Annotated in this window: 20 protein-coding genes and 1 pseudogene; 10 read left to right on the forward strand and 11 right to left on the reverse strand. The window is 70.2% G+C overall.

Translation table 11 applies throughout. The features are described from left to right. Positions 1-433: 433 nt before the first annotated feature. The 4 genes from ABZ374_RS44540 to ABZ374_RS44555 form a co-directional block, all read right to left on the reverse strand. Positions 434-631, reverse strand: a complete 198-nt coding sequence (locus tag ABZ374_RS44540; protein ID WP_360323625.1) for a DUF397 domain-containing protein — start codon at positions 629-631, stop codon at positions 434-436. Positions 632-634: 3 nt separating this feature from the next. Continuing rightward, positions 635-1,516 (reverse strand): helix-turn-helix transcriptional regulator, encoded by an 882-nt coding sequence (locus tag ABZ374_RS44545; RefSeq protein ID WP_360323627.1) that lies wholly within the window; start codon positions 1,514-1,516, stop codon positions 635-637. Between the two features lie 247 nt (positions 1,517-1,763). Then, positions 1,764-3,101 (reverse strand): cytosine deaminase, encoded by a 1,338-nt coding sequence (gene codA / locus ABZ374_RS44550; RefSeq protein WP_360323629.1) that lies wholly within the window; start codon positions 3,099-3,101, stop codon positions 1,764-1,766. A gap of 166 nt (positions 3,102-3,267) precedes the next feature. Beyond that, positions 3,268-4,797, reverse strand: coding sequence for a cytosine permease (locus ABZ374_RS44555; protein WP_360323631.1), 1,530 nt, complete (start codon positions 4,795-4,797; stop codon positions 3,268-3,270). A 40-nt stretch (positions 4,798-4,837) separates the two neighbouring features. On the opposite strand from ABZ374_RS44555, the gene ABZ374_RS44560 reads away from it, so the two are divergent. The 7 genes from ABZ374_RS44560 (at position 4,838) to ABZ374_RS44590 (ending at position 14,152) form a co-directional block, all read left to right on the forward strand. Further along, on the forward strand, positions 4,838-6,427 hold the full coding sequence (locus ABZ374_RS44560) for a PucR family transcriptional regulator (protein WP_360323633.1): 1,590 nt from the start codon (positions 4,838-4,840) through the stop codon (positions 6,425-6,427). A gap of 276 nt (positions 6,428-6,703) precedes the next feature. Further along, positions 6,704-7,492 (forward strand): LPXTG cell wall anchor domain-containing protein, encoded by a 789-nt coding sequence (locus tag ABZ374_RS44565; protein WP_360323635.1) that lies wholly within the window; start codon positions 6,704-6,706, stop codon positions 7,490-7,492. Between the two features lie 186 nt (positions 7,493-7,678). Then, positions 7,679-8,605, forward strand: a complete 927-nt coding sequence (locus ABZ374_RS44570) for an NmrA family NAD(P)-binding protein (protein ID WP_360323637.1) — start codon at positions 7,679-7,681, stop codon at positions 8,603-8,605. A gap of 249 nt (positions 8,606-8,854) precedes the next feature. After that, positions 8,855-10,063 carry a CoA transferase gene (locus ABZ374_RS44575; protein WP_360323639.1) on the forward strand — a complete coding sequence of 403 codons (1,209 nt, stop codon included), beginning with the start codon at positions 8,855-8,857 and terminating at the stop codon, positions 10,061-10,063. Further along, on the forward strand, positions 10,060-11,595 hold the full coding sequence (locus ABZ374_RS44580; protein ID WP_360323641.1) for a carboxyl transferase domain-containing protein: 1,536 nt from the start codon (positions 10,060-10,062) through the stop codon (positions 11,593-11,595). The genes ABZ374_RS44575 and ABZ374_RS44580 overlap by 4 nt, the downstream gene beginning before the upstream one ends. Before the next feature lie 276 nt (positions 11,596-11,871). Further along, positions 11,872-12,840: a carbamate kinase gene (gene arcC, locus ABZ374_RS44585; protein ID WP_360323643.1), complete on the forward strand. Its 969-nt coding sequence runs from the start codon at positions 11,872-11,874 to the stop codon at positions 12,838-12,840. Between the two features lie 187 nt (positions 12,841-13,027). Continuing rightward, positions 13,028-14,152: a ring-opening amidohydrolase gene (locus tag ABZ374_RS44590; RefSeq protein WP_360323645.1), complete on the forward strand. Its 1,125-nt coding sequence runs from the start codon at positions 13,028-13,030 to the stop codon at positions 14,150-14,152. A 72-nt stretch (positions 14,153-14,224) separates the two neighbouring features. Here ABZ374_RS44590 and ABZ374_RS44595 read toward each other — a convergent pair whose 3' ends face one another. From ABZ374_RS44595 to ABZ374_RS44615, 5 genes and pseudogenes are all read right to left on the reverse strand, one after another. Next, positions 14,225-14,839, reverse strand: a complete 615-nt coding sequence (locus ABZ374_RS44595; RefSeq protein WP_360323647.1) for a hypothetical protein — start codon at positions 14,837-14,839, stop codon at positions 14,225-14,227. A gap of 12 nt (positions 14,840-14,851) precedes the next feature. After that, entirely contained in the window at positions 14,852-15,478 is a 627-nt protein-coding gene (locus ABZ374_RS44600) for a hypothetical protein (protein WP_360323649.1), read from the reverse strand. A 12-nt stretch (positions 15,479-15,490) separates the two neighbouring features. After that, positions 15,491-19,864 (reverse strand): DUF6531 domain-containing protein, encoded by a 4,374-nt coding sequence (locus tag ABZ374_RS44605; protein ID WP_360323651.1) that lies wholly within the window; start codon positions 19,862-19,864, stop codon positions 15,491-15,493. Positions 19,865-19,877: 13 nt separating this feature from the next. Further along, a complete protein-coding gene (locus tag ABZ374_RS44610; RefSeq protein ID WP_360323653.1) occupies positions 19,878-20,324 on the reverse strand; it encodes a hypothetical protein in 447 nt (148 codons plus the stop codon). A gap of 125 nt (positions 20,325-20,449) precedes the next feature. Continuing rightward, a pseudogene (locus ABZ374_RS44615) lies at positions 20,450-20,709 on the reverse strand (hypothetical protein); the annotation flags it as partial. Positions 20,710-20,788: 79 nt separating this feature from the next. Here ABZ374_RS44615 and ABZ374_RS44620 point away from each other — a divergent pair. Further along, a complete protein-coding gene (locus tag ABZ374_RS44620; RefSeq protein WP_360323655.1) occupies positions 20,789-21,184 on the forward strand; it encodes an ASCH domain-containing protein in 396 nt (131 codons plus the stop codon). 49 nt (positions 21,185-21,233) lie between these two features. Here the strand turns inward: ABZ374_RS44620 and ABZ374_RS44625 are convergent, their stop codons facing one another. Beyond that, positions 21,234-22,154 (reverse strand): TauD/TfdA family dioxygenase, encoded by a 921-nt coding sequence (locus tag ABZ374_RS44625; RefSeq protein WP_360323657.1) that lies wholly within the window; start codon positions 22,152-22,154, stop codon positions 21,234-21,236. A gap of 322 nt (positions 22,155-22,476) precedes the next feature. Continuing rightward, positions 22,477-23,172: a helix-turn-helix domain-containing protein gene (locus ABZ374_RS44630; protein WP_360323659.1), complete on the reverse strand. Its 696-nt coding sequence runs from the start codon at positions 23,170-23,172 to the stop codon at positions 22,477-22,479. A gap of 181 nt (positions 23,173-23,353) precedes the next feature. Between ABZ374_RS44630 and ABZ374_RS44635 the strand changes: the two genes are divergently transcribed. After that, a complete protein-coding gene (locus tag ABZ374_RS44635; RefSeq protein WP_360323661.1) occupies positions 23,354-23,740 on the forward strand; it encodes a hypothetical protein in 387 nt (128 codons plus the stop codon). 134 nt (positions 23,741-23,874) lie between these two features. After that, a complete protein-coding gene (locus ABZ374_RS44640; protein ID WP_360323663.1) occupies positions 23,875-26,712 on the forward strand; it encodes a tetratricopeptide repeat protein in 2,838 nt (945 codons plus the stop codon). Positions 26,713-26,927 lie beyond the last annotated feature (215 nt).

A 26,927-nucleotide genomic window follows, 5' to 3' on the forward strand; every position in this document is an offset into this window, starting at 1 on the left:
CTTCGCGCTCTCGCCCCCACCCACCCGGAAAGGCCCCCCGGCGGACTCGACCCGACCCCCACCCCTCCCCGCCGCTGCCAGCCGGTTTTCCACCGACCAAAGCGCCCGTCTCGTCGGGAATCCCCGCCCGATATGCCACTACGCCGGCGGCGGCCCACTCCACGAATCAGCCCGGCCCCGACCCCCGCAACCAAAAGCCCAACGCCCGCCGCGAACACCCCACCCACCCGAAAAGGCCCCCCGGCAAACCCAACCCGACCCCCACCCCTCCCCGCCGCTGCCAGCCGCCTTCCCGCCGACCAAAGCGCACGTCCCGTCGGGAACCCCCACCCCCGGCAGCCACTACGCCGGCGGCGGCCCACCCCACGAATCAGCCCGGCCCCGACCCCGCAACCAAAAGCCCAACGCCCGCCGTGAACACGCCACCGACTTGTCAGGCGTGGGGCGGTGGGTTGGTGGTCTTCAGGGTGGCGAGGAAGGGCGTCCAGGTGGCTTTGCGGAAGAGGAAGGTGCCCTGGGCAGGGGCCTTGGAGTCGCGTATGGAGATGGCGTCGTGGAGGGTGTGGGATCCTTCGACGCAAGCTTCGTCAGGACGGCTGTGGGTGGACTTGAACCAACTACTCGTGGGCATGGATCAAAGCTCCTCGATTGTCATGCGAATCATGTCCAAGCTGTCGTGGGGGCTCAGGGAAAGACCCAGGAGGTCGCTGAAAGCGCGCTCGTACTCATCGACGACAGACGCGTATCCGATCAGCGCACGGCTGGGCATGTTCTCCAGGTAGACGATCGGCTCCGAAGCGGAGACTTTGGTGAACCGGAAGAGGCTGAACGAACAGGCCATGCTGTTGTGGAGTCCCGCGCTGTATGGAAGCACCTGCACACGCACGTTGTGGAGGGTCGAGACCTCAGCGATGTGTCGGAGCTGTTCACGCGTCGCCTCCCGGCCCATTGCCCGGCGACGAAGCAGGGACTCGTTGAGAATGAAGTAGGACTCCAAGGGCTTCTCTTCTCGGAGCAGCAGTCCCTGGCGTGCCGTGCGGGCCGCTACCCGTACCTCGATCTCCTCGGAACTGAACCTCATCGGCGCTGCCCTGTGGGTCTCCCGGGCGTAGGTCGCCGTCTGAAGCAACCCGGGCACATACTCCGACGCGTAGACACGCACCGAGGCCGCCGAAGCCTCGATTCCGATGAAGGCGTGCAGCCCCGGTCGGACGCTGGGCTGATCCCTGGGCTCGTCCCACCGGTCCTGCTTCGTTTTGGTCACTGTGGCGTAGGTGTTCAGAAGGGACCGCGTGTCGGGATCCGCCCCGTACAGGGCGCAAAGCGCCGCAGTGTCGTCCGGCTCGACGACCACGTTGTCCCCGCTCTCCAACCGGGTGAGCTTCGACGGGCTCCACAGGAGTCGCTTCGCCACCTGGCCTGACTTCAGGCCGGCGTCACGGCGCAACCGGCGTAGTTCCGCGCCGAGTTGCAGACGGCACAGGGCCGGTGTGGCCGATTCGATGTCTTCCATCATCTTTCGTTCCTCCGCACACGATTTCAGTGTCTCGGCGAACGTCCAGCCCCGGCAAGAACGTTCTGCGCCACAGCGGGAATTACCGTGCACGAGTGCAATTTCGGAGCATTTCGTCCCGGTGATTCCGCCGTCATGCTATTGGCCGAAACTCACCCATGGTCGCCGAATCAACGCATTGCGTGATCATGGGTGGAGGTGTGTGCGATCGGCCCGGATCGGCCCGGCCGCCGTGACCGGGCCGACTTCGTCAGGGTCGGCCGAAGTCCACGTCCTCCGGCTCCCGGCCGGGCCAGGTCAGGCGGGTCGGGGTGGCCGGGGTCTCGGCCACGAGCCGGCCGCGCGAGATCACGTGGCTCGGGCGGATCTGGCGGCGGAGTACATCGAAGGGCGAATCGGCGGGCAGGAGCAGGAAGTCGGCCGGGCGACCGACGGCCAGGCCGTACCGCTCGCCCACATCGAGTACCCGGGCCGCCCGCTCGGTGACCATCGCGAACACCTCGTCCATCTCGTCCTGCCCGGACAACTGCGCGGCCAGGATGCCGGCGTGCGCGACCTGGATCGGGTTGGCCGTGCCGAGCGGGAACCACGGGTCCATCACGTCGTCGTGGCCGAACGCGACGTTGACCCCGGCCGCCAGCATTTCCTTGACCTGGGTCAGACCGCGCCGCTTGGGGTAGTCGTCGAAGCGGCCCTGGAGGGTCAGGTTCACCATCGGGTTGCAGACCAGGTGGATGCCCGAACGGGCCACGATCCGGCGGAGCTTGCGGCTGTAGGCGCCGTTGTACGAGCCCATCGCGGTGGTGTGGCTGGCCGTCACGCGCTGCCTCAGGCCGGTGCGGTGCGCGAGCGTGGCGACCACCTCGACGAAGCGGGACTGCTCGTCGTCGATCTCGTCGCAGTGCACGTCCACCATCAGGCCGTGTCGCTCGGCCAGTTCGAAGACGATCTGCAACGAACGCACGCCGTCCTCGCGGGTGTCCTCGAAGTGCGGGATCGCGCCCAGCGCATCGGCGCCCGCCTCGACGGCGCGGGCCATCAGCCGCTCGCCGTCCGGGAAGGAGACGATGCCCTCCTGTGGGAAGGCCACCACCTGGAGGTCGAGCACGTCGCGCACCCGCTCGCGCAACTCCACCAGGGCGTGCAGCGCGGTCAGTTCGGGGTCGGTGACGTCGCAGTGGCTGCGCACGTGCAGCACGCCGTTGGCGACCTGCCAGCGCAACACCTGTTCGGCGCGCGCCAGTACGTCCTCGCGGGTCAGCATCGCCTTGCGCTCGGACCAGCGTTCGATGCCCTCCCACAACGTGCCGGAGGCGTTCCAGCGTGGTTGACCGGCGGTCAGCGCGGTGTCGAGGTGGATGTGCGGCTCGACGTAGGGCGGGGTGATCAGGGCGCCGGCGGCATCGAGGACGGGGCCGGACGGGGGTGTGCCGCCGGTGGGGGTGATGCCGGTGATGACGCCGGCCTCGATCGCGATGTCCACGCGTTCCGGGCGGCCCGGGAGTCGGCAGTCGGTCACGGTGCGGATGTCGTCCTTGCCCTGCATGTCGGATCGCTCCAGGGGGTCACGGTGGATTCGTTCGGTCATTGCGCGCTGTCGGCTACTGCCCGTTCTCGGTCGCTGCCGGCTGTCGACCACTGCCCGTTCTCGGTCGCTGCCGGCTGTCGACCACTGCCCGTTCTCGGTCACTGCCGGCTCTCGGTCACTGCCCGTTCTCGGCTACTGCCCGCTCCCGGTCACTCCCCGCTCCCGGTCACTGCGCGGCTCGTTCGCGGCGGCCGAGCAGCAGGTACAGGCCGCCCGCGACCAGTGAGCCGGCCAGCCAGGACAGGTCCACCTTGCCGATCGCCTCGGCCCCCGGGCCTTGCAGCGCCTGCGGCACGCCGTACTCGAAGCACCAGGTGGCGACCATGCCGCACACCAGTGCGACGATCGCCGACCAGCGCACGTCGGCGAACAGGCCGCGACGCGGCGCGGCGAACAGGGCGGGTACGTCGATGCGCTGCCGGGCGAACACGTAGAAGTGCACCAGCATCACGGCGGCCCACGGCGCGACCCAGGTGACCATGCCCGCGAGCCAGGTGTCCAGGGTGTGCGCCAGGCTCGCCCGGAAGACCAGGAAGAGGGTGAAGACGGTGGCGAACGCACCCACCAGACAGGACAACACGCGCCGGGAGATCTTGATGTCCAGGGTCTGGGCGCAGAGCGAACAGCTGTACAGGTTGAGGATGTTGGTCGCGATCGGCCCGTGCAGGACCAGGAGCAGCACCGGGATGGCCAGGCCGCCGAACGAGTCGACGATCAGTCGGCCCGGGTCGGCCTTGGCGTTGACCGTGGCCAGCGAGGCGCCGAGTACGCCGAGCCAGACCACCGGAAGGAACTGGCCGAGCACGCTGGCCGCGTAGAGCCTGCGTCGGGAGGTGGTGCGCGGGACGAAGCGGGAGTAGTCCGAGGCGTAGGCGAACCAGGTGATGCCCCAGCCGACGCCGATCGCGGTCATCACCGTGCTCATCGCCGACCAGCGGTCGCCGCCGCTCAGCGTGCTGGTGTGGCCCCAGTCGATGTCCAGCCGGGTCCAGGCCACCACGGTCATCGCGGCCAGCACCACCAGGGTGGCCGGCACCGTCCAGCGCTCGAAGCCGGCGATCGCGCCGAAGCCGGACGCGGCGATCGCGATCTGGACGGCCATCACCACCAGGACGACCACGACCTTGGTGCCGTTGCCGCCGACGTAGCCGACGCTGTCCAGCAGGGCCATCACCAGGTCGAGCACGATCCAGGTGTTGATCGCACACCAACCGGCCGAGATCACCCCCTGGACGGCGGCGGGCAGATACGCGCCGCGCCTGCCGAAGGCGGCCCGGGCCAGCACCATCTGGGTCACCCCGGTGCGCTGGCCCATCAGCACGAACAGGCCGAAGACGCCCATGCCCACCAGGTTGCCGACGATCAGCACCAGCACGGTGTCCAGCAGGCCCAGGCCGAGCACGATGCCCAGGGCACCGAGCACCCAGTTGATCGGCGCGATGTTGGCACCGGCCCAGATCCAGAACTGGTGCGCGGGGGTCGAGTCGCGGGCCTCGTCGGGGACCGGTTCCAGCGACTGGGTGTGGTCGAGGGCGGCCGGTGTGGGGCGGGGCGGTTGCGCGGGTTGTTCTTCGAGGATTGCCACGGAGACCTCCGGTGGGGCGGAGCGGAGCACGGTGGTGGGTGCCGGCGAGCGGCGGCGGGCCGGGCCGATCACCGAAGGTTCCTCGGCCCGGGAGGTCGTGACAACGGACACGGTGACCGGGATACTGGCGCATCTTCCGGACGGAGTGTCCATGACCCTGGGTCTACGCGAGGTCCTCGACCATCCGGTGATGCGCCGGGCCGACCCGGTCGTACCGGATCCGCGGGCCGAATTGGATCGGCCGGTCCGCTGGGTGCATTCCAGTGAGATCTACGAGATCGCGCCACTGTTGCGCGGCGACGAACTGCTGCTCACCACGGGTCTGGGCCTGGCCGGTCGGGACGCGGGGGAGCGGCGGCGCTACATCGTCGACCTCGCGGCGGCGGGGGTGGCCGCGGTGGCGTTCGAGGTCGGTCGCACGTTCCGCGAGGTGCCGGCGGACGTGTTGCGGGCGGCGGCTCGGGTGGGGTTGCCGCTGGTGGTGCTGCGTGGGGTGGTGCCGTTCGTGGAGATCGCCGAGGCGGTCAACGCGGCCATCCTCGACTCGGCGGTGACCCGACTGCGGTACGTCAACGAGATCGTCCGGATCCTGTCCGGCGTGCTCGCGCGCGGCGCGGGGGTGGACGAGCTGACCCGCACGTTGTCCCGACTCACCGATCGGCCGGTGGTGTTGGCGGGGATCGACGGCACGATCACCGCGTGGGCGGGTACGGACACGCCGACCGAGGCGGTTGCGGGGGCGGTCGCGAGTGCCGGGGTGGAGCTGCGCGGGGCGTTGTGGGGGCGGTTGTCGCTCGGTGCGGCGCGGCCGTGCGACTCGGCGCGGCTCGACGGCGACGGTCCTGCGGAGGCCGGGGCGTGGTCGGGCGCGGCGGCGGTCGAGGTGGTGGCGGAGGTGGCGGAGCACGCGGCGCGGGTGTTCGCGCCGGCGCTGTTGCGGCTGGCGGATCGGGACGGGTGGGTCGGGCGCGAGCGGCGCGAACTCGTCGAGGGCCTGCTGGGCGACGCGCTGCCGGCGCGGGAGGTGGCGGCGCGGTTGACGGTCTGCGGCCTGGTCCCGGCCGGGACGGCGGCCTGGGCGAGCGTGGCCCTGCACCTGTCGGATCCGGTGCGCGCGGTGACGGCGCTGTACGAGGGCGTGCGGGCGTGCGGCGGCCGGGGGTTGGTCAGCGACGGGCCGGGCGGCGCGTACGCGCTGATCGCGCTTGACCGGGACACGCACGTCGCGGAGCTGGCCGCGCGTCTGGGGCTGCCGACGGTGGTGGGCGACGAGCCGACCGCCGCGCTCGGGCCGTTGGTGCGCGATGTGGCCCGGGTCGGGCACAGCCTGCGCGCCGCGCGGGACACGTTGCGGCTGGCCCGCCGGCTGCGGCCGGTGCGGTCCGGGGTCGTCGCGGACACCGTGCTCGCCGACGCGTGGGCGCTGGAGCGGGTGCTGGACCGGCTGACCCCGGAGGAGCTGGCCGATCTGGTCGAGGACCAACTCGGCCCGCTGCTCGCCTCGGACGCCGCCCGCGGCACCGGGCTGGTGGACACCCTGGAGGCGTACCTGCGCTGTGGCTGCTCCAAGACCGAAACCGCCGGCGTGTTGTTCCTGCGGCGCCAGTCGGTGCACCAACGGCTTGCCCTGATCGAATCCCTGCTGCGGGTCAGCCCCGACGCGCCCGATCGCCAGGGTCCGCTGCGCGCCGCCCTGACCGCCCGCGATCTGCTGATCACCCGAGGTGCACATCCGACATGACGCACCCACCCGGCTATCGCCGTGTTGGTGGAAATTGTTATATCCGAGCCCGGTGTCCAAAGCGGAGAACGACTGCCATTCGGGACAGTTCGATCTTGACGAGGGGCTCGGCGGGGTGGGAATCTCGGCTGCCCTCATCGAGGGTCTTTTCGGTCCCGGGGGGGACGAAGCGGTCTCTCGGGCGAGCACGTCGAACGGTCTCGGTGGCGATTCTCGGATCGGGTGACCCGAGCGATCCTCCGGGATGCGATTCAGTCCTGCGCCAGAGGAATCACCATGTCTTCGTCCTCCACGCTTGCCCGCTGGGCTGCCGTGTTCGCCATACCGTCGCTCGTCGTGGCGGCCGGCGCGGCGCCGGTGTTCGCCGCCGGCGGCACGTACACCGTGAACATGCACCAGTCGCTCCCGCAGACCGCCAACGGCAACGGGGTCTCGCACGGTTCCTGCCCGGAAACCATCCCGACCGACCAGGACGGCTGGCACTTCGTACTGCCCGCGAACCAGACGGTCTTCGTCAAGCTGACCGTGACGTTCCAGCCGGGCGGCCAACAGGTGATCACCGACTTCGGTCCCCCCACCGGCAAGCACGCGTACGTGGCATCGCCCGCCGGCGCCAAGCTGACGTCCGCCGTCGCCGAGGTCAAGGGCGGCAGCGTCGACTGGTTCAACCTGTCCCACACCTGCCCCGCCAAGACGAAGCCCACCACGCCCCCGACCACCACCCCGCCGACCACCACGCCCCCGACCACCCAGCCGCCGACCACGGCTCCGCCGACGACGACGCCCCCGACGACCGGCACGCCGTCGACCTCGGCCCCGGCGACCACGGCGCCCCCGACCACCACGACGCCGTCGACCGGAACCCCGTCGTCGTCCGCGTCCTCGTCCGCCACCTCCTCCGCGACCGCGACGGCCACCAAGCCCGCGACCACCACCGGCGGCGGGGGCGGCGGCTCGCTCGCCCAAACCGGCGGCATCGCCGTCGGCGGCCTCCTCGCCGTGGCCGCAGCCCTCGTCGGCGGCGGCCTCCTCCTCCGCAAGCGCCGCGGCAACCACTCCGCCTGACGCCCGGAACGCCTCGAACGAAGCGCCCCGCCGAGCCGATGCCCGGCGGGGCGCCCACCCCCACAACCTGCGCCTCGGCGGACGGTTGTGGGGGTTTTGACTTTGGCAGGTTGTGACGAGGTTCGGGGGGTGGGTTGGGGGAGGGGGATGGTGCAGCGGGGGGTGGGCCGTGCCTAGCTTGAGGGCATGATCTTGATTACCGGGGCGGCGGGGAAGACCGGGCGGGCGCTTACCTGGGCGTTGGCGGAGCGCGGGGCTCGGGTGCGGGCGTTCGTGCGGCGGCCCGAGCAGGTTGCCGTGGCGCTGGCGGCGGGGGCGGCCGAGGCGGTGGTGGGGGACGTGGCCGTGTCGGCGGACCTGGACGCGGCGCTGCGCGGGTGCGCGGCGGTCTATCACATCGCGCCGAACGTGCATCCGGACGAGCCGGCCATCGGGCGCGGCGTGATCGCGGCGGCCCGGCGCAACGGGGTGGGGCGGTTCGTGTTCCATTCCGTGCTGCGACCGCAGTTGCGGGCGATGCCGCATCACGAGGCGAAGGCGCGGGTCGAGGAGGCGCTGTTCGAGTCGGACCTCGCGGTGACCGTGTTGCAGCCGGGGCCGTACCAGCAGAACACCCTCGACGCCCGGGACACGATCGTTCGGATCGGCGACTTCGCGGTGCCCTACCGGGTGGACGCGCCGTTCGCCGCCGTCGATCTGCGCGATGTCGCGCAGGCGGCGGCCGCGGTGTTGTGCGAGGACGGGCACGAGGACGCGGTGTACGAGCTGGCCGGCCCCGAGGCGTTGACGCCGCGGCAGATCGCCGGGCACCTGGCCGAGGTGTTGGGCCGCCCGGTGACCGCGCGTCGGATCGACCCGCGCGACTGGTGCGAGAGTGCCCGTGCCGGTGGCCTGTCCGGCTATGCGCTGGACACCCTGACCGCGATGTTCGCGTTCTACGACCGGCACGGCCTGACCGGCAACCCGCGCACCCTGGCCGCGTTGCTCGGTCGCACGCCGACCCGCTTCGTGGACTTCGCCCACCGGGTGTTCGGGCCCGACGACGCGCACTACGCGCCGGGCTTCCAACCCCAAGTATTGCCAAGCGAGCGCGATTCGTTGGGCAGTAACTGACGGCGAGCAATGCCTCCGGGCCGCCTAGTTTGGACGCATCCGGTCCCGGACCCGCGTTCCGCCCCGGAACACCGCAGACCACCGCGCGGCGCGCTCGAACACGACTGCGCGCCTCGCGCACCGGAAGCCCGCACACCCGCACCACCACCAGGCACCAGCACCACGCACCAGCACCACGCGTCACGCACCGCACGCCACCGGGATGCGCGGACGCGCAATGCCGCACACAGCAGAAAGGGGTGTTTCGACGTGAGCGGACCGCTCTGCGACCTCGTCGTGCTCGACCTCTCCCGCGCCCTCGCCGGCCCGCACGCCGCGATGATGCTCGGCGACATGGGCGCCCGGGTCATCAAGGTGGAGAACCCCGACGGCGGGGACGACACCCGCGGCTGGGGCCCGCCGTTCGTCGGGGCGGAGGACGCGCGCGAGTCGACGTACTTCCTGTCCTGCAACCGCAACAAGGAATCGATCGTCCTCGACCTGAAGACCGAGGAGGGCCGCGAGACGCTGGCCCGCCTGATCCGGCACAGCGACGTGCTCGTGGAGAACTTCCGCACCGGCGTGCTCGATCGACTCGGCTTCCCGATGGAGGAGCTGACCCGGCTCAACCCGCGCCTGGTGGTGCTGTCCATCACCGGTTTCGGGCACGACGGTCCGCAGGGCGGCCGACCCGGCTACGACCAGATCGCCCAGGGCGAGGCCGGCCTGATGAGCCTGACCGGCCCCGGCCCGGACGACCCCACCCGAATAGGCGTGCCGATCGGCGACCTGCTGGCCGGGATGTACGGCGCCTACGGCGTGGTCGCCGCGCTGCACGAGCGCGAACGCACCGGCCTGGGCCGAGTGGTGCGCACGTCGCTGCTCGCCGCGATCGTCGGCGTACACGCCTTCCAGGGCACCAACTACACCGTGGCCGGCCAGGTCGGGCACGCCCAGGGCAACCTGCATCCCTCGCTCCAGCCCTACGGCTCCTACCGCTGCAAGGACGCGATCATCCAGGTCGCGGTGGGCAGCGAGAAGTTGTGGGCCCGGTTCGCGCCGATGGTCGGCCTCGCGGTGGACGACGCGCGCTTCGCGATCAACGCCGACCGGGTGGTCAACCGGGCCGAACTGGCGGACGCGATCAACGCCGCGTTCGCCGAGCGCGCCGTGGACGAGTTGTTGCCGGAACTGGCCGCCGCGGGCATCCCGGCGGGCGAGGTGCGCACCATCGACCGGGTCTACGAGTGGGACCAGACCAAGTCGCAGGGTCTGCTGCTCGACGTCATGCACAGCACGCTCGGACCGATCACCCTGCCCGGCCCGCCGATCCGCCTCGACGGCGTGGGCGACGGCCCGGCCGACGGCGGTCGGCGCCGGCACGAGGCTCCGCCGACGCTGGGCCAGCACACGGACAGCGTGCAGGCGTGGCTCGACGCCGAGGACGCCCGCGCCCTGCACGCCGCGCGGCGCGCGTGAACACCGCGCCCGGGCCGGCGACCGCACCCGGATCGACCCGGCGCCCCCGCGTCGGTGCGCACGAGCTGATCCGCCTGGTCCTGGACCCCGACACCTGGACGAGTTGGGACGCCGCGCCGCACCGTCCGGAACGGTTGGACGCGGGCTACCTCGACGAACTGCGCGCCGCCGAGGCCAAGAGCGGTGTGGACGAGTCCGTGGTCACCGGGGAGGGGCGGATCAGGGGCCGCCGAGTCGCGGTGGTGGCCTGCGAGTTCGGCTTCCTGGCCGGCTCGATCGGGGTGGCCGCGTCCTCGCGCCTGGTCGCCGCGATCGAACGCGCCACCGCCGAACGGCTGCCGCTGGTCGCCTCGCCGACCTCGGGCGGCACCCGCATGCAGGAGGGCACGGTCGCCTTCCTCCAGATGGTACGGATCAGCGCCGCCGTCGCCGCACACAAGAGCGCCGGCCTGCCGTACCTGGTCTACCTGCGCGGGCCCACCACCGGTGGTGTGCTCGCTTCGTGGGGCTCGCTCGGCCACGTCACCGCCGCCGAACCCGGCGCGCTGATCGGCTTCCTGGGCCCGCGCGTGTACGAGGCTCTGCACGGGCAACCCTTCCCCGAGGGTGTCCAGGTCGCGGAGAACCTGTACGCGCACGGCCTGGTGGACGCCGTCGTCGAGCCCGATCGGCTCGGCGAAGTGGCCGCACGTGTCCTGGACATCGTCACCGCCCCACGCGAACAACTGCCCGACGTCGCGCCGTTGCCCGTCGAGGACCTGGCCGACGTACCGGCCTGGACCTCGGTCGAACTCTCCCGTCGGGCCGAACGCCCGGGCGCCCGCGCCCTGTTGCGACACGCCGCGAGTGCGGTGGTGCCGCTGCACGGCACCGGCCAGGGCGAGAGCGACCCCGGTCTGCTGCTCGCATTGGCCAGGTTCGGCGGCGCGCCGTGCGTGGTGCTGGCCCAGGACCGGGCCCGGCAGTCCAGTCACGGCCCGTTCGGCCCGGCCGGCCTGCGGGTGGCCCGGCGCGGCATGCGGCTGGCCGCCGAACTCGACCTGCCGCTGGTCAGCGTCGTGGACACCGGCGGCGCGGCGCTGAGCCGGGAGGCCGAGGAGGGCGGGTTGGCCGGCGAGATAGCCCGCTGCCTGGCCGAGTTGGTCACCCTGCCGACGCCGACGCTGTGCCTGCTGCTCGGGCAGGGCGCGGGGGGCGGCGCGCTCGCGCTGTTGCCCGCCGACCGGGTGTTGTGCGCCCAGCACGGCTGGTTGTCGCCGCTACCGCCCGAGGGCGCGTCGGCGCTGCGCTATCGCACGCCGACCCGGGGCGCGGAGATCGCCGCCGCGCAGGGCATCCGGTCGCTGGACCTGCTGCGCGACGGGGTGGTGGACAGGATCGTGGCCGAGCGGCCGGACGCCTCCGACGAGCCGGACGCGTTCCTGGCCCGGTTGGCCCAGGTGTTGGAGTACGAATTGGTCGGCCTGCTGCGCCGACCCACGGCCGAGCGGCGCGCGGCGCGGCTGGAGCGGTACGCACGACTGGGGTGTTGAGGGCCGCGAGAGCTTTTCGGGCCCGTCCGGGGCTCCTCTGGGGCTCGTTCGGGACCCGTCTGGGCTCGTCCGACGCCAAGCGGCCCGAGCGTGACGCCCGAGCCGCTCGCGTGCGACCCGCCCGTGGCGCGTACCGCTCGGCAAGTTCTGCCAGATCGATCGGGTTTTGTGGTCAATAGACTCCCAAGCCATCGACCTGGTCATCCGCCTAGAGTCCCAAGTCCCGGACGGGACGCCGGGACTCCCGCGTACGACAGGAACAGGAGAGTTCGACACATGCCAACTCCCCGCACCGGGAGCGACACCGGGCGAGTACTCATCGCCCTCGGCGGCAACGCCATGACGGGACCGGACGGCAGCGCCACTCCCGACGCCCAGCGCGCCGCCGTCGCGGTGGCGATGGAAGCGGTGGCCGAGCTGATCGCCTCCGGCGTCGAGGTGGTGCTCACCCACGGCAACGGCCCGCAGGTGGGCAACCTGCTGGTCAAGAACGAACTCACCGCACACGTCGTGCCGCCGGTGACCCTGGACTGGTGCGGCGCGCAGACCCAGGGCACCCTCGGCTTCACCATCGTCTCCGCCCTGGAGGCCGCGCTGCGGCGTCGTGGGCAGACGGCGCGGGTGGCGGCGCTGGTCACCCGCACGCTCGTGGACGCCGCCGACCCGGCGTTCGCGCACCCCACCAAGCCGGTCGGCCGGCATCTGCCGCAGACCGAGGCGGAACGCTTCGTCGCGCTCGGCCAGCACTGGGAGGACCGAGGCGCGAAGGGCTGGCGGCGGGTCGTACCCTCGCCGGATCCGCTGGAGGTGCTCGACGCCTCGGCCATCTCGACCCTGGTCGGGGCGGGCTTCGTCACGGTCGCGGCCGGTGGCGGCGGCATCCCGGTGGTGCGTGACCCGGACGGCGCCGAGCGCGGCGTGGAGGCGGTCCTGGACAAGGACCTCACCGCGGCCCTGCTCGCCGCGTCGGTGGGCGCGGACGTGCTGGTGATCGCCACCGACGTGCCGAACGCGATGCTCGACTACGGCACCGCGAACGAACGGGTGATCGGCCGGGTCACCCCCGAGGAACTGCGCGAGCATGCCGCGGCCGGCCAGTTCGCCGGGGGCAGCATGGGGCCCAAGGTCGAGGCGGCGGTGCGCTTCGTCGAGAAGGGCGGCCGGCGCTCGGTGATCACGTCGTTGGATCGCATCACCGCCGCGGTGGCGGGCGAGTCCGGGACGGTCGTGGAGTCGGGCGCGTAGCGGCCCGGCGGCCCGGCCCGGCGTATCGGGGCGGCCGGGGTCGACGGCGTACAAACAGGGAAGACAACCGCACAGCAGGCGCGGCAGCCGACCGCGTGACCGGCGCGGCAACCGACCGCGTGGCGTACGCGGCAACCGATCGCGTGTCGTGCGCGGCAGCGATCCGCACAGAACTCAGCGAACTCCAATGAACGAGGTGGAACGAGTGCCCAGGCCGATCGAGGTTCACAAGGTCGCCATCGAGAGCGTCACCGACGCGTCCGGATTGGCCAAGCTGATCGACGACGGCGTGTTCGCCGCGGACGACGTGCTCGCCGTCATCGGCAAGACCGAGGGCAACGGCGGGGTCAACGACTACACCCGCATCCTGGCCGACCGCGCCTTCCGCGAGGTGCTGGTCGCCAAGGGCAAGCGCTCCGTCGAGGAGGCGCAGCAGGTCCCGCTGGTGTGGTCCGGCGGTACCGACGGTGTGATCTCCCCGCACGCGACGGTGTTCGCGTACGCTCCGGAGAACCGCTACCAGCCCACCGACGAGCCGCGTGTGTCGGTCGGCGTGGCGATGAGCGAGCAGATCCTGCCCGAGGACATCGGCCGGGTGCCGATGGTGGAGAAGGTCGCCGCCGGCGTACGCAAGGCGATGGCCGTCGCGGGCATCACCGACCCGGCCGACGTGCACTACGTGCAGACCAAGACGCCGCTGCTGGTGCTGGACACCATCAACGACGCCAAGGCGCGCGGGTTCGACGTGTGGACCGAGGACACCCTCAAGTCCATGGACGTCTCCAACTCCACCACCGCACTGGGTATCGCGGTGGCGCTCGGCGAGATCGAGCTGCCGACGGCCGAGCAGATCCACCGCGACCTGTCGCTGTACTCGTCGGTGGCGTCCTGCTCCTCCGGCGTCGAGCTGGACTGCGCGCAGATCGTCGTGGTCGGCAACGTGCGCGGCGTGGGCGGTCCCTTCCGGGTCGGCCACGACGTGATGCGGGACGCGCTGGACGCGGACGGCATCTGGTCGGCGATCCGCTCGGCCGGCCTCGATCTCCCCGAGCGCCCGCGCACCTCGGACCTCGACGACCGCCTGGTCAACGTGTTCCTCAAGTGCGAGGCGGACCCCAGCGGCAGCGTGCGCGGTCGGCGCAACATCATGCTCGACGACTCCGACGTGCACTGGCACCGCCAGATCAAGGCCACCGTCGGCGGCGTGACCGCGTCCGTCACCGGCGACCCGGCCGTGTTCGTCTCGGTCGCCGCGGTGCACCAGGGCCCCTCCGGCGGTGGCCCGGTCGCGGCCATCGTCCGGATGGACTGACGCACACCGCGCAACCCACCGCCGGCCACCGCCCTTCGTCCCGGGGCGGTGGCCGGCGGCATCGGCACACCGTCAACCACCCTCACCACGAAGCAACGCCGCAGCCATCTCCGCTCCGTAGCCGAGCCGGGGGCGGGAGTGGTCGAGTTGGACGTCACGAAGAACACGTAGAGCCTCGACCCGGTCGAGTTCGGGCCACTGCCCGGCCACCGCGAACCGGACGGCGACGTCCTCGGCTTCGGCTGCCTCGCGCAGCAGCGCATCCCCGCCCGGTAGCTCGGATATCGCCCCGATGATCCGACCGAGGCCCGCTTCGGTGAGTACGTCCCCGTCCCGGGGCCCGGATTCGATGGCCGTCACGTGGGTAAGCGCCACACTCCACAGCGCCTCCCGCAACTCCCGAAGCGACCTCTCTGCCGGCCTGCCGGGAAGCAGCCTCGCCACGAACTCGTCGACCTGCCCGCTGCGTTCGAGCTCGGCGAGCAAGACTCTCCGTCGCGCACACCGGGTGCGCAGACCCAACTGAGAGCGGAATTTCTCCGACTCCTCCTTGGTGATCCCGACGAGATCCTCGAATGCCTGGTCCGTCACGCTGCCGGGAAAAAGCAGCAGGACGCTCGAAATGGTCCTCAGCTCGATCGGATCCACGGACAGCAGATACCTGCCGTCACGAAACTCGGCGTCCATCCGCTACTCCTGTCAGTCCTTGGTCGCTTGGCCGTCCTCGCCACGAAGCAACGCCGCAACCATTCGCGCGGGATAGCCGAGGAGAGGACGGGAGTTGTCGAGTTCGAAGTCATGAAGGACGCGCAGGGCCGTGCTTCGGTCGAGTTCCCGCCATTGCCCGGCCACCGCGAACCGGACGGCGGCATCCTCGGCTTCGGCTGCTTGTCGCAGCAGCGCCTCTCCGCCGGGCAGTTCGGATATCGCTGCGATGATCCGACCAACGCCGGCCTCGGAAAGTACGTCCTCTTCCAATGTTCCGAATTCGACGGCCTTCACGTGGGTACGCGCGGCACTCCACAGGGACTCGCGCAGCTCAGGGAGCGACCTCCCGGCCGGCCCGGGAAGCAGTCCCGCCACGAACTCGTCGACCCGCCCGGCGTGTTCGAGTTCGGCGAGCATGACCTCCCGCCGCGCACTCCGGGTGCGGAGATTCAACTGCGAGCGGAATTTCTCCGACTCCTCCTTGGTGATCCCGACGAGATCCTCGAATGCCTGGTCCGTCACGCTGCCAGGGAAAAGCAGCAGGACGCTCGAAATGGTCCTCAGTTCGATCGGATCCACGGAGAGCAGGTACCTGCCGTCACGAAACTCAGCGTCCATCCGCTGCTCCTATCAGTCCTTGTATTTACTCAGCCATTCTTGCCATTCGCCGGGCGTCATGGAGCGGGCCGTCATCGAATAACTGTTCTTGGAGATGATCACCAGTCGCGAATCCGGGTCGTACCAGGCTCTCTGCCCGCCTCGCACACTGTAGCCGGGGCTGCTGTTCTGGACGTCGTCGAGATACTTTGCGACCGCATCCCGATTCGCCATATCCACGCCGGGTATGCGGTGGTTGTCGTTTCCGCGTGCGATTTCGTCCTGGAGATGGGCCGCTCCCTGTTCGGCTGCATCCGAATGATCGCCGAGTTCATAGGGTGCAAGCCCGAACGGATCGTAACCCGTGAGCGGATTGACGACATAACCGTGGTGGTTGGGAGCCACCGCCAACCCCAAGGGGTCGGTGCTCTGATAAGATATCGAATCCGGTTTATAATACCGGAATAGATTGTAGCTGGAATCGGTTTCCGTGTCGTGATATTGACCGGGAAACCGAAACGGACAGTCGACCGTGTCGACAGTCGCGGTGGATACACCCCAGAGCGTCGAGCGCAGTTGCCACACGATCTCCCGGTCGACGGACACCAACTCCGTGGGCGTACCCACCAGGTCGGTGACGATGGCGTGGAAGCGCCGATCGATCTCGTCCTGTGTTTCGTTCCCCGGGTCGGTGCGAGCCCGGATCGTGCGGTTGGTCTGGGTCAAGGGGTGGTGACCGGCCGGATCGTGTTCCCAGGTGATGATCTCGGTGTCGGTCGACTGCTCGGCCAGTCGGGTGCCGTCCCACGTGAAGGTGATCCTCTCGACGACGTCGCCGCCGGCCTCGACGCGCCGCCGCTTCTCCGTCCGGCGGCCGAGTGCGTCGTACACGTACTCCCAGTACTCGCCGGTCGGCGTCGTGGTGTTCGTGAGGCGGTCGTCGGCATCCCAGGCGAAGATCCACGTCTTCGTCCCGCCCGAGAGCGTCTTGCGGGTACGACGGACCACGCGTCCCTGGTCGTCGTGGATCTGCCGGGTGCGTCCCGCGCGATGGAGCAGGGTGCCCCGGACGACCCGTTCGCCTTGGGAGTCCGTGTCCGTGCCGGGCCAGATCGCGTCCGTCGCATTGCCTGCGGCGTCATACGCATAGCGTTCCGACCAGTTGCGCCCGTGTACCGCCGTCACTCGGCCCACCGGGTCGAGGTCGTAGGTGCGCAGGCCGGTGGCCTGGTCGTCCACGGATGTGACGAAGCCGTCCGCCCGATAGGTGTATTCGCGGTGGGTCAGCCGGTCGGCCGTCGCGCCGGCGGGATCCAGTACGGCTGCCATGCGCGGTCGTGACTCACCCGCGCTGAGGGACCGCGTGCTCAGCCGACCGTTGATGTCCCAGGTCGTGTCGAGACGCAGGTTCGCCCCGAAGTCCCGGCCGACCTCCCGACCGGCTTGGTCATAGGAGAAGACCATTGTCTCGCCCGCCGTGGTCAGCGCGGTCGGCCGACGGCCGGTATCCCAGTGCCATTCGGCAAGCGTCCCGGTCGGGGTTTCGCGCCGGGTTCGTCGGCCGCCCGCGTCGAAGGTGTTGGCCAACACCCGGCCGTTGCTGTGCTCCGCAACCACCCGACCGAGCACGTCGCGCTCCAGCACGAGGTCCACGTCCGGGTTCGTCGCTCGAACCAGTCGGCCGCAGGAGTCGTATTCGAAGGTGGTGACCCGGCCGGTCGCCTCGTGCCGACGGGAGAGCTCGCGCCCCATCGCGTCATGCGTGAACGAGATCGGTTCGGCCGTCCCGTTGCTGCGCAGGGTCAGGCGGCCCGACTGGTCGTGCCGGTAGGTCACCTCGCGGCCGTTGAAGTCGGTCTCGGCGATCAGCCGTCCGACGGGATCGTACTCGTACGTCCAGGTGTTCCCGTGTGGATCGGTGACCTCGGTCAAGCGCAGTTCGGTGTCGTAGGCGAACTCGTACCGCACGCCGTCGGGACCGGTGCGGGCGGTCGGCAAGTCGAAGTGAGTCGTCTCGAAGCGGGTGAGTCCTCCTGCCGCGTCGCGTTGCTCGACAGGATTGCCTTCGCCGTCCAAGGTCCATGTCTGTCGGGTACCGTCCGGCCGCTCGCGCCAAGCAGGTCTGCCCTCGACGGTCCACCCTTGGCGCGTCACCGCCCCATCGGGGGCGATCACCGCGACCACCCGTCCCCACGCGTCGTGTTCGTACGAGGTGACGGCGCCGGACGGTTCCATCACCCGGACGAGCATGCCCGCGTCGTCGCGCGTCAACGTGGTCGTCGCGCCGAGTTCGTCGGTGATCGCGGCGACGTTGCCGTGTCGATCCTCGTCGTACGTGGTGGTGTGGCCGGCTGCGTCCGTGGAGGCGAGCAACGTTCCACGGGCCGAGTACGACCGGGATCGCACCGAACCGTCCGGGCCGATCAGGCGTACAGGAAGGCAGAGCGTGTCGTCGTACTCCGCCGATACTCGCGTGCCGTCCGGACGGACGACCTCCGACACGTTCCCCAAGCCGTCATACGTGTATCGGGTCGTGTGCCCGCAGGCGTCGGTGACGGCCAAGAGTTGATGGCTACGATCCCACTCCCGAACAACGCTGTGGCCGAGGGGGTCGGTGATGCGCTCGACCTGCGACCACTTGTTGTAGGTGTACCTGGTGACGTCGCCCAGGGAGTTGGTGTGGGAGGTGACGCGACGTGTCTCGTCGTAGGCGAACGATCCGTTCAGGTACCCGTCGGATCCCCGCGCCCGAACACATCGCCCCGCCGTGTCGTACTCGTAGTGATACTCGCCACCGTTGCGGTCCCGCCACGATGTCATCCGATGTTCGTCGTCGTAGGTGAAGCGCTGAGCCTCCCCTGAGGAGTCGAACACCTCGGTCAGGTCGCCTCGATTTCCATACCCGAAGCGAGCCAACACCACCTCCTCGCCCGCCGCGGTCAAGTGGCTCTCGGGATGGGTGTCGAGGAGTCGCAAGGCGACTATTCGACCCGACTTCGTGTCCACACCGATGTGCCGGCCGCCGTTGTGCCGGATTCCGATCAGCGTGCCCGCGTCGTCGTAGTCGAGCGCGATCGCGTTGCCGTTACGGTCGACCATCGATTCGAGGACGAAGATGCTCGATCGCTCGATCGGGCGAAACGTGAGCCCGACCCCGAGCTTCGGCTGCCCGATGACCACGGTGCCCTCCGGCTCGCCGTCCCAGGCCAGTGGCCACCGCGAGCCGCCGTGCGGGAGGACGAAGCGATCCGGCTCCGGCATCGGGTAGTGCAGGATCGCCCCGTCGGCGGAGCGGAAGACGACGCCCTCCCCGTCGAATTCCACGTGCTGGTCCAGGAAAGACGCCCAGGACACGCCGAAGTGTCGACCGTGCCGGTAGGCCGACCGGTGTTCCCGGCCGAGTACGAGCGGGAGCGCACCGTCGAGCCGTAGATCGACCTGCGGCAACGACACCTCGCCGGTGACCGGGTCGACGGGATCCCCGCAGTCCTCGCGGGTGTTCTTCGGACGATCCTTCTTGCTCAAGTCGATCGGGTTCGGTGCGTCCGGTTCGGCGACCTTGGCGATCGTCGCCGCCTTGCTGCCGCCTCCGGTGAGCGCCGCGACTAGGAGGTCGGGCGCGGTGAGTCCGAGCGCCCGCGCCGGATCCTTGCGCCATTCGTCCCAGTTGAGCGCGCCCTTCGCGAAATCCAGCGGGTCGGTGAACGCTTTTCCGTAGCTCGATGCGATCTGCTGAAGATCCGTCAGGTAGGCACCGGGTTCGGCGTACGCCCGGCCCGGATTCAACATGGCGGCTGTTTGCACCAGCCCCAGGACACTGTCCTTGGCACCGCCGCCGAAGCCGGCGAGCGCGGTACTGACCGGGTCGCCACCGGACGGTGCGGCTTGGATGCCCTTGTCGATGCGCTCGGTGAACTCGTGCTGTGCGTCCTTGAGCCGTCCACGAATGCGCCCGAGTTCGTCCTCGGCGTCCTTCAGGCGTTCCCGGCCCAGATCCTTGTCAGGCAGCGACAAGCCCACGGCGCCGTTCGCCGCCGCTGCACGATCGACCTGCCACTGCGCTGACCAGGCCCGTGCCGCGTTGGCCTCGGGGATCACCCGCGCCGCGACGTCGGCTTGCGCCTGTCGCAACGCGCTCGCATAGCCACGCAGGGCGTTCGCCGCGTCGGTGAAGTGGCGGACCGCCTTGTCCATGGTCTTGGGCAGATCCTCCATCTGGCCGACAAAGCCCTTTGCCGCAGGTCCTCCCCACTCCTCCACCTTGGCCAGCGGTCGCATCCGAGCGGCCGATTCGGCGGACGAGGAGGAGTACAACGCAAAGGATTCGGCGAGCACTTCGAGGACACTCGGGTCCCCCGGTATCAGGTCTGTGACGACCGGGCAGTCGGGGATGCTGTTGCCACCCACCTGAGCGGATCCCCTACCTCGCGACGGGCGCGGTGGGCGGCGGGACCGTGCCGGCGGGCGGTACCACCGGCCGGTTGGGCGCGAGCGGGTTCGGCGTTTGCGTGATGCCCGCGCTCCGGGATATCTGCTCGGCGGCGCCGGGCGGCGCCGGCACGAAGCCTTGCTTTGCCCGCAGCTCCGCCAACTCGTAGTTGGCCACTGTCTGTTGGAGGGCAGCCGCGATGGCGGATCCCTGCTTGACCACCACTCCCATGGCGTGGCCCCAGTCGTGGACGAAGCGCCGCACACCGTTGGTCACCGGATCCGAGCCACAGCGCTCGACCCCTGCGGCGATCCGACCGTCGTCCTTCCAGATGCGATCCGCCACTTGGAGCGTCGCGATCAACGGGTCCACGGTCTTCCGCAAATGGTCCGTGGTGACCTCGAAGCCGCCGCCGCCACTGTCAGGTGCCTCGGCCATGAGGCCGCCCCCCAAGTGCTCAATCGAACGTAGATCCGATGACCTTAGCGGACCGGTTGTAGCCGGGCTGTCACTGGCGGCTCGGTGGAAGGCGGCACGGTGGGCACTGCGGGCCGGGCGGGTGCTCAGGTGGTGGGTGTGGAAGTGGTGTGTCGGCCCCAGACGTTGGGTTCGACGTAGACGGCGTGGTCGTGGGTGAGGTTGCAGTGGACCGGGACGAGGGCGCCCGGGACCTCGATGTCGCCGTCGTGGTCGAAGGGGACGCCGGTCCATTGGTGCCATTGGGCGGGGGAGGCGCTGACCGTCATGGAGGCGGGGCGATGCGCTCGATGGTGCCGCCGGCCTTGACGTGTACGCGCAACCACGGGTCGGTGGGCAGCCGGTCGATCTCCTCGCCCCACGGCCGACCCGCCGAACCGTCGCCACCCCGCCGGACGTGCCGAGATGCCCTACTCTGAGCCACCATGTGGCCACGCATCGATGGACTGCGGGTGCTGGAACTCGGCACGCCGGGGCGGTTTCGGGACGACCTCAACGCTCTTGTCCTGGCGGGGAAGAAGACCGGGACCGCGGGACTGCTCGACGACTACCGGACCGAGGGCGAGGAGTTGGAGCACGTCGGTGAACGGCTGGTCGTGGTCGACAACGCCGGGGGCCGGTTGGTCGACATCGTCGTCACGAAGGTGGAGATCCGACCGTTCGGCGAGGTGGAGTGGGAGTTCGTGGACAGTGAGGGCGAGGGATTTCGGGACGTCGAGCACTGGCGGGAGGGGCACGCCCGATATTGGGGCGCCCAGGGCGTTCGGGTCGAGCCCACCACTCGGATCGTGTGCTTGAGCTTTCGGCAGTCGGCCGATTGAGCCCGTGCCGGGGGCCAAGCGGGGGCGGCGCGGGGGGTCGGCGCGAGGGTCAGTGCGGGCGGTCGCCCAGGATGGTGACGCGTTCCATGACGCGTCGGTGCGGGTAGTAGTCGCCGCTCGCGTAGTGCTGGGTCGCCCGGTTGTCCCAGAACGCGACGGTGTTCGGGCGCCAGCGCAGGCGGCATTGGTACTCGGGGTGCCGGGCCTGGTCGTACAGGAAGGTCAGCAGTTCGCGGCTCTCGTCCTCGGGCATGCCCTCGATGTGGTCGGTGAAGATCCGGTTCACGTAGAGGAGTCGGCGTCCGGTTTCCGGGTGGGTGCGCACGACCGGGTGTGCGATGGCGGGGAACTCGCTTTGTTTGCGCGCCAGTTCCTCCGCGTTGAGGCGGGTGCCGAAGCTTTTGGTGAAGTCGTGTACGGCCCGCAATCCGACCAGGCGCTCCTTCGTCGCGGCGGTCAATCCGTCGTATGCCGCGCCCATGTCGGACCACAACGTGTCGCCGCCCACCTGCGGAATGTGCACGGCGCGCAGTACCGAACCCATCGGCGGCGTCGTCTCGAACGACGCGTCCGAGTGCCATACGTTCTCCACCGTCGGGGAGTCCGCACCGCGGGTGAACCGCACCACCTCGGGAGTCCCGTCGGCCTTGGGCAGGAACGGGTGCACCTCGGGGGTACCCCAGTGGCTTGCGAAGTTGCGGTGCTCGATTGCGGTCAACTGCTGGTCGCGGAAGAAGAGCACCTTCCACTCCAGCAGCGCGCGGTGCAACTCGGTGTGCAGTTCGGGGCTCAGCGGCCGGGCGAGGTCGACGCCGGAGACCTCCGCGCCGATGGTCGGGGTGCAGGGTGCGAGGGCGAACAGCTCGTATGGCGCGCTGGGGGCGAAGTCGCCGGTGGGGCTGAGTTCGCGCACCGGGACGGCGGAGACGCCGTTGTCGAAGACGGGGCGGGTGGGGGTGGTGTTGGTCATGCCTTTCCTCCGGGTGGTGGGTGGTGGTGGGTTGAGCTTCCGGCTTCGGTCGGGCGTGGTGATGGTGTGTCAGTCGAGTGCGGCGACGGCACTTCGGCGTTCGCTGCGGTTGGCCGTCCCGGGTTGGGGTCCAACCGACCTACGGCGTACGGGAGTTCGCGGCCAGTTGGCGGGGCTGGACGATGGTGTTGCGGTTCCGGTTCCGGTTTCGGGACGGACCGGGCGGCGATGTCGGGGCGACGGCAGGAACGTTGCGCGCGGGGACGGTTCGGTTCGGCGCAAGACGGCATGGCCGCCGGTCGGGCGGCCGGTTCCCCGGGGTTCAGCGGTCGGCCGGGGCCAGGGCCAGGGTCGAGGGGCGGCTGGGGCCGGTCAGCATGGCCGCACCGGCGTCGACGAGCTCGGCGACGTAGAGGTCGGTCGGGTCGGGCTTGTGGGCGGGGTCGCATTCCAGGCGCAGTTCGCGTTCGGCGAGCGCGTGCATGGCGAATCCGGCGAAGTGTTCCCAGCGGCGGCGGGCCACCCGGGGAGTCGGCGCGCCCTCGGACAGCGCGAGTGCGCGGTCGTTGAGCAGTTTCAACCCGGTGGCCCACGGGGTTGTCCCGAGGCCCTCGGGGCCGGGCGTGGCCACGTCGGGGTGGACGGCGTACGCAGCCTGTACACAGAACCGCAGGTAGTGACTCGCCCCGTCCTCGCCGGCCCGCAACTCGTCCATCAGCTCGGCGAGCGGCAGCACGAACGCCTCGGCCAGGGCGTATGGGTCGGTGGCGCGTCCGGCTCGGTCGTAGGTGTCGATGAGCCCGGTTCGGCGTGCGTCGATCCGGGACATGCGGTACTCGAAGATCGCGTCGACGAGCGCCTGTTGCGGACCGAAGTGGTACTTCACCGCATTGGTGTTGCGCTGTCCGGCCGCCACGGCGATCTCGCGTGCCGAGACCGCGTTGATCCCCTGCACGGCGAACAAACGCTCCGCCGTCACCATCAAGCGCAACCGGGTCGCGGTAACCGGACTCTCCATGCGTCGGACGTTAACGCAGATGCGTTAACCGTTCAAGAGGGCCGTCGCCTTCGCCGCCACCTTCGCCGTCGCCGCCGTCCTCCGTCGCGTCGCCGGTTGACCCCGGTTGCCGTGTCGTCGGGGTGGGAGGGGGTGTGTGGAATGGCTGACGTGATCTTGGGAGGAGGTGGAGGATGGTGTGATGAAGGCGTTTTGGTGGGGGACGGCCGGCGTCGGCGTCGTGGTGGCGGTCGGGTTGGTGGTGTGGGTGTCGGCTGCGGATCTGGAGCGGTCGAGTCAGGTGGCGGGCGTGATCGGTTCGGTGCTCGCGCTCGCGGCGCTGGGTGTTGCGCTGCGGCAGTTGGCGATGACGGCGCCGCCCGGTCCGGCCGTGGAGTCCGTGCAGGCGCGGGACGGGTCGGTGGCGGCGCGCGGAAGCGTACGCAACGCGCAGGCGCGTGACACCGCGCCCGGGGGCGCAGCGGGCCCGGGTACATCGCCGGCGGCCGGCCCGGGCATCTCCGCGACCGGCGGGTCGATCGCCGCCGGCGGGGACATCGACGGCGCAACGGCGCAACACGGCCCGTGACGGACGGGCACCGGGGACGAGGGGGCCCGAACCGAACCGGTCCGACGCCGGGTCCGGGGCCGGTTTCGGAGTCGGGAGCGGCGTCGGGACCGGTCACTTCCGCCGTTCAGGGGTCGATCGCGGCGGGACGTGATGTGGTCGGCTCGGTGGCGGTGTACGCCGAACACGCCCTGCCCGCAGGGGCGTACGCGCCGATCCCCGACGGCGCTGCCACTGCCGCGCAAGGCGTGTCGAATATCCCCCGGACGGATCTCTTCGTCGGCCGCGAGAGCGAACTCACGGCGTTGGAGCGCGCGTTTGCCCGTACGGGCGAGGTCGTCGTTCGCGCGATGCACGGCCTGGGCGGCGTCGGCAAGTCGGCGCTCGCCGCGCGCTGGGCGGCGGGACGACGCGAGCCGGTGCGGTGGTGGATCACCGCCGACAACGCGACCGCCGTCGATACGGGACTTGCCGCGCTGGCGCGGGCTCTGCAACCCGGACTGGCAGCACTACCCGCCGAGTTGCAGATCGAACGCGCGGTACGGTGGCTCGCCGATCACGATGGGTGGCTGCTCGTACTCGACAACGTCGAGAACCCCGCCCACATCCGTCCGCTTCTGGACCGCGCGCCGGGCGGCCGGGTGCTGATCACCACCCGCCGCGCGACCGGCTGGCATCACCACGCCACCACGATCCGGCTGGACACCCTCGAACCCGCCGATGCCGTCGACCTGTTCACCCGGATCCTCACCCATCACGGCTCACGCGCCACCGACCACGCCGACGCGGTGTGCACGGAACTGGGGCACCTGGCGCTGGCCGTCGAACAGGCCGCCGCGTACTGCGCCGAGACCGGCACCACCCCCGGCGCCTACCTCGACATGCTGGCCAAGTGGCCCGCCACGATGTTCGCCGCCACCAGCGAGGGTGGCGACTCGGCTCGAACCATCGCCCGGATCTGGCACCTGACCCTCGACCGCCTCACCGACACCCCGCTCGCCGGCGACCTGCTGCGCATCCTGGCCTGGTACGCCCCCGACCACATCCCCCGCGACCTCCTCCACCCCCTCGCCGAACCACCCCGACTCGCCGCCGCCATCGGCCGACTCGTCGCCTACAGCATGATCACCGACAACCAGGACGGCACCCTGAGCGTGCACCGTCTCCTCCAAGCCCTCGCCCGCACCCCCGACCCGGACGACCCGCACCGCCGGCCGCAAGCCGTCGACGACGCCCGCGACCGTGCCACCACCCTGCTCGCGGCCGGCTTCCCCGGAGCCGTCGACCTGCCCGCGAACTGGCCCCGCTGCCGGGCCCTGCTCCCGCACACCGATGCCCTCACGCGTTCGCACCCCCCGGACCAGGACACCGTCGACACCACCCGTGTCCTCGACCGCGCGGCCGTCTACCGACAGGAACAGGGCGCGCCGGCTGCCGCTGCCCCGGCCGTGCAACGGATCCTCACCGCCCGAGAGCGCGTGTTGGGCACCGACCACCCCGCGACAGTGGCAGCCCGCAACAATCTTGCGATCGTGTACCAGTCGGTGGGTGACCTGTCCCGTGCGGTACCGCTGCTCGAGCGCGCGTTGAGGGACGCCGAGCGGGTGTTGGGCGCCGACCATCCCGACACATCGACCTACCGGAGCAATCTTGCGGGCGCCTACGAGTCGGTGGGCCATCCGGCCCACGCGGTGCCGCTGTACGAACGGGCCCTGCGCGACCGGGAGCGAATGTTGGGCGCCGACCACCAGAAGACGTTGTCGTCGCGCAACAACCTCGCGTACGTGTACCAGTCGATGGGTGATCCGTCCCGTGCGGTCGTGTTGTTCGAGCGAGTGCTGGGGGACGCCGAGCGGATCCTGGGTCGCGACCATCCCGAGACGTTGGGTTTCCGGAGCAATCTTGCGAGCGCGTACGAGTCGGTGGGGGATCTGTCCCGTGCGGTTCCGTTGTTCGAGCGCGTACTGGGGGACGCCGAGCGGGTGTTGGGTGGTGATCATCCCGACACGTTGATCGCCCGCAACAACCTTGCGCACGGATACCGGGAGACGGGCGCCCTGGCCCGCGCGCTGGCGCTGCACGAACAGACCGTGGAAGTCGCGGAGCGGGTGTTGGGCGGCGACCACCCGAGGACCTTGAGCTACCGCAGCAATCTCGCCTACACGTATCAGTCGGTGGGGGACCCGGCTCGGGCGGTACCCCTGTACGAGCGCACCCTGAAGGACCGCGAACGCATCTTGGGCCGTGATCATCCGGAGACGTTGAACTCCCGGAACAACCTTGCCGACGCGTACCGATCGATGGGGGATCCGGTCCGTGCGGTTCCGTTGTTCGAGCGCATCCTGGAGGACGCCGAGCGGGTGTTGGGCGCCGACCATCCCGACACGTTCGGTTTTCGGAACAACCTCGCGGGCGCGTATGAGTCGGCCGGGGATCCGGTCCGTGCGGTTCCGTTGTTCGAGCGCATCCTGGAGGACGCCGAGCGGGTGTTGGGCGCCGACCATCCCGACACGTCGGTGTACCGAAACAACCTGGCGAGTGTCTACCAGTCGCTGGGGGACCTGGCCCGTGCCGTCCCGCTGTACGAACGGACCCTGCGCGACCGGGAACGGATGTTGGGCGGTGACCACCCGGACACGCTGATCTCCCTCAGTCATCTCGCGGGCGCGTATCGGAGGGCGGGTGATCCGGGCCGAGCCGTTCCGCTGTTCGAGCGCTGCCTGGAGGACTGTGAGCGGGTGTTGGGTGACGACCACCCGCACACGCTCACTTCCCGCAACAACCTTGCGTACACGTACCGTTCGGTGGGTGACCCGGCCCGTGCGGTTCCGCTGTTCGAGCGTGCCCTGGAAGATTGCGAGCGGGTACTGAGCGCGGGGCATCCGATGATTGTGATGGTGCGGGCGAATCTGGAGCGGGCGCGCTGTTGCAACAGGGGGCAGGGTGAGGGCGGTTCGCTTGGGGCGCGGTCGCGCGGAACGGGGCGAGGGTGACGGGATGGGGACACGTGCCGGATGGGGTCGTTGCGGCATGATGGGTCGATTTGTCTGGTAGTTCTGGGAAGTGGGCGCCGGGGGCGGTTCGTTGGGCCGGTCGTGACGGTGATGGTGGCTGTGACGGTGGCGGTGGCTGTGGCTGTGGTGGTTCGGGGGTGGGGTGTGTCGCAGGTGTGGAAGATGGCGGTTGTGGTGGTCGGGGTGGTGGTGGT

The sequence above is a fragment of the Embleya sp. NPDC005971 genome, assembly GCF_040629175.1.
Classification (GTDB): domain Bacteria; phylum Actinomycetota; class Actinomycetes; order Streptomycetales; family Streptomycetaceae; genus Embleya.

Excerpts from the sequence above, each read along its gene's own strand:
- ABZ374_RS44540 (WP_360323625.1), bottom strand. The coding sequence starts at position 631 with ATGCCCACGAGTAGTTGGTTCAAGTCCACCCACAGCCGTCCTGACGAA.
- ABZ374_RS44545 (WP_360323627.1), bottom strand. The coding sequence starts at position 1,516 with ATGATGGAAGACATCGAATCGGCCACACCGGCCCTGTGCCGTCTGCAA.
- codA (WP_360323629.1), bottom strand. The coding sequence starts at position 3,101 with ATGACCGAACGAATCCACCGTGACCCCCTGGAGCGATCCGACATGCAG.
- ABZ374_RS44560 (WP_360323633.1), top strand. The coding sequence starts at position 4,838 with ATGACCCTGGGTCTACGCGAGGTCCTCGACCATCCGGTGATGCGCCGG.
- ABZ374_RS44565 (WP_360323635.1), top strand. The coding sequence starts at position 6,704 with ATGTCTTCGTCCTCCACGCTTGCCCGCTGGGCTGCCGTGTTCGCCATA.
- ABZ374_RS44570 (WP_360323637.1), top strand. The coding sequence starts at position 7,679 with ATGATCTTGATTACCGGGGCGGCGGGGAAGACCGGGCGGGCGCTTACC.
- arcC (WP_360323643.1), top strand. The coding sequence starts at position 11,872 with ATGCCAACTCCCCGCACCGGGAGCGACACCGGGCGAGTACTCATCGCC.
- ABZ374_RS44590 (WP_360323645.1), top strand. The coding sequence starts at position 13,028 with ATGAACGAGGTGGAACGAGTGCCCAGGCCGATCGAGGTTCACAAGGTC.
- ABZ374_RS44595 (WP_360323647.1), bottom strand. The coding sequence starts at position 14,839 with ATGGACGCCGAGTTTCGTGACGGCAGGTATCTGCTGTCCGTGGATCCG.
- ABZ374_RS44600 (WP_360323649.1), bottom strand. The coding sequence starts at position 15,478 with ATGGACGCTGAGTTTCGTGACGGCAGGTACCTGCTCTCCGTGGATCCG.
- ABZ374_RS44610 (WP_360323653.1), bottom strand. The coding sequence starts at position 20,324 with ATGGCCGAGGCACCTGACAGTGGCGGCGGCGGCTTCGAGGTCACCACG.
- ABZ374_RS44620 (WP_360323655.1), top strand. The coding sequence starts at position 20,789 with ATGTGGCCACGCATCGATGGACTGCGGGTGCTGGAACTCGGCACGCCG.
- ABZ374_RS44625 (WP_360323657.1), bottom strand. The coding sequence starts at position 22,154 with ATGACCAACACCACCCCCACCCGCCCCGTCTTCGACAACGGCGTCTCC.
- ABZ374_RS44630 (WP_360323659.1), bottom strand. The coding sequence starts at position 23,172 with ATGGAGAGTCCGGTTACCGCGACCCGGTTGCGCTTGATGGTGACGGCG.
- ABZ374_RS44635 (WP_360323661.1), top strand. The coding sequence starts at position 23,354 with ATGAAGGCGTTTTGGTGGGGGACGGCCGGCGTCGGCGTCGTGGTGGCG.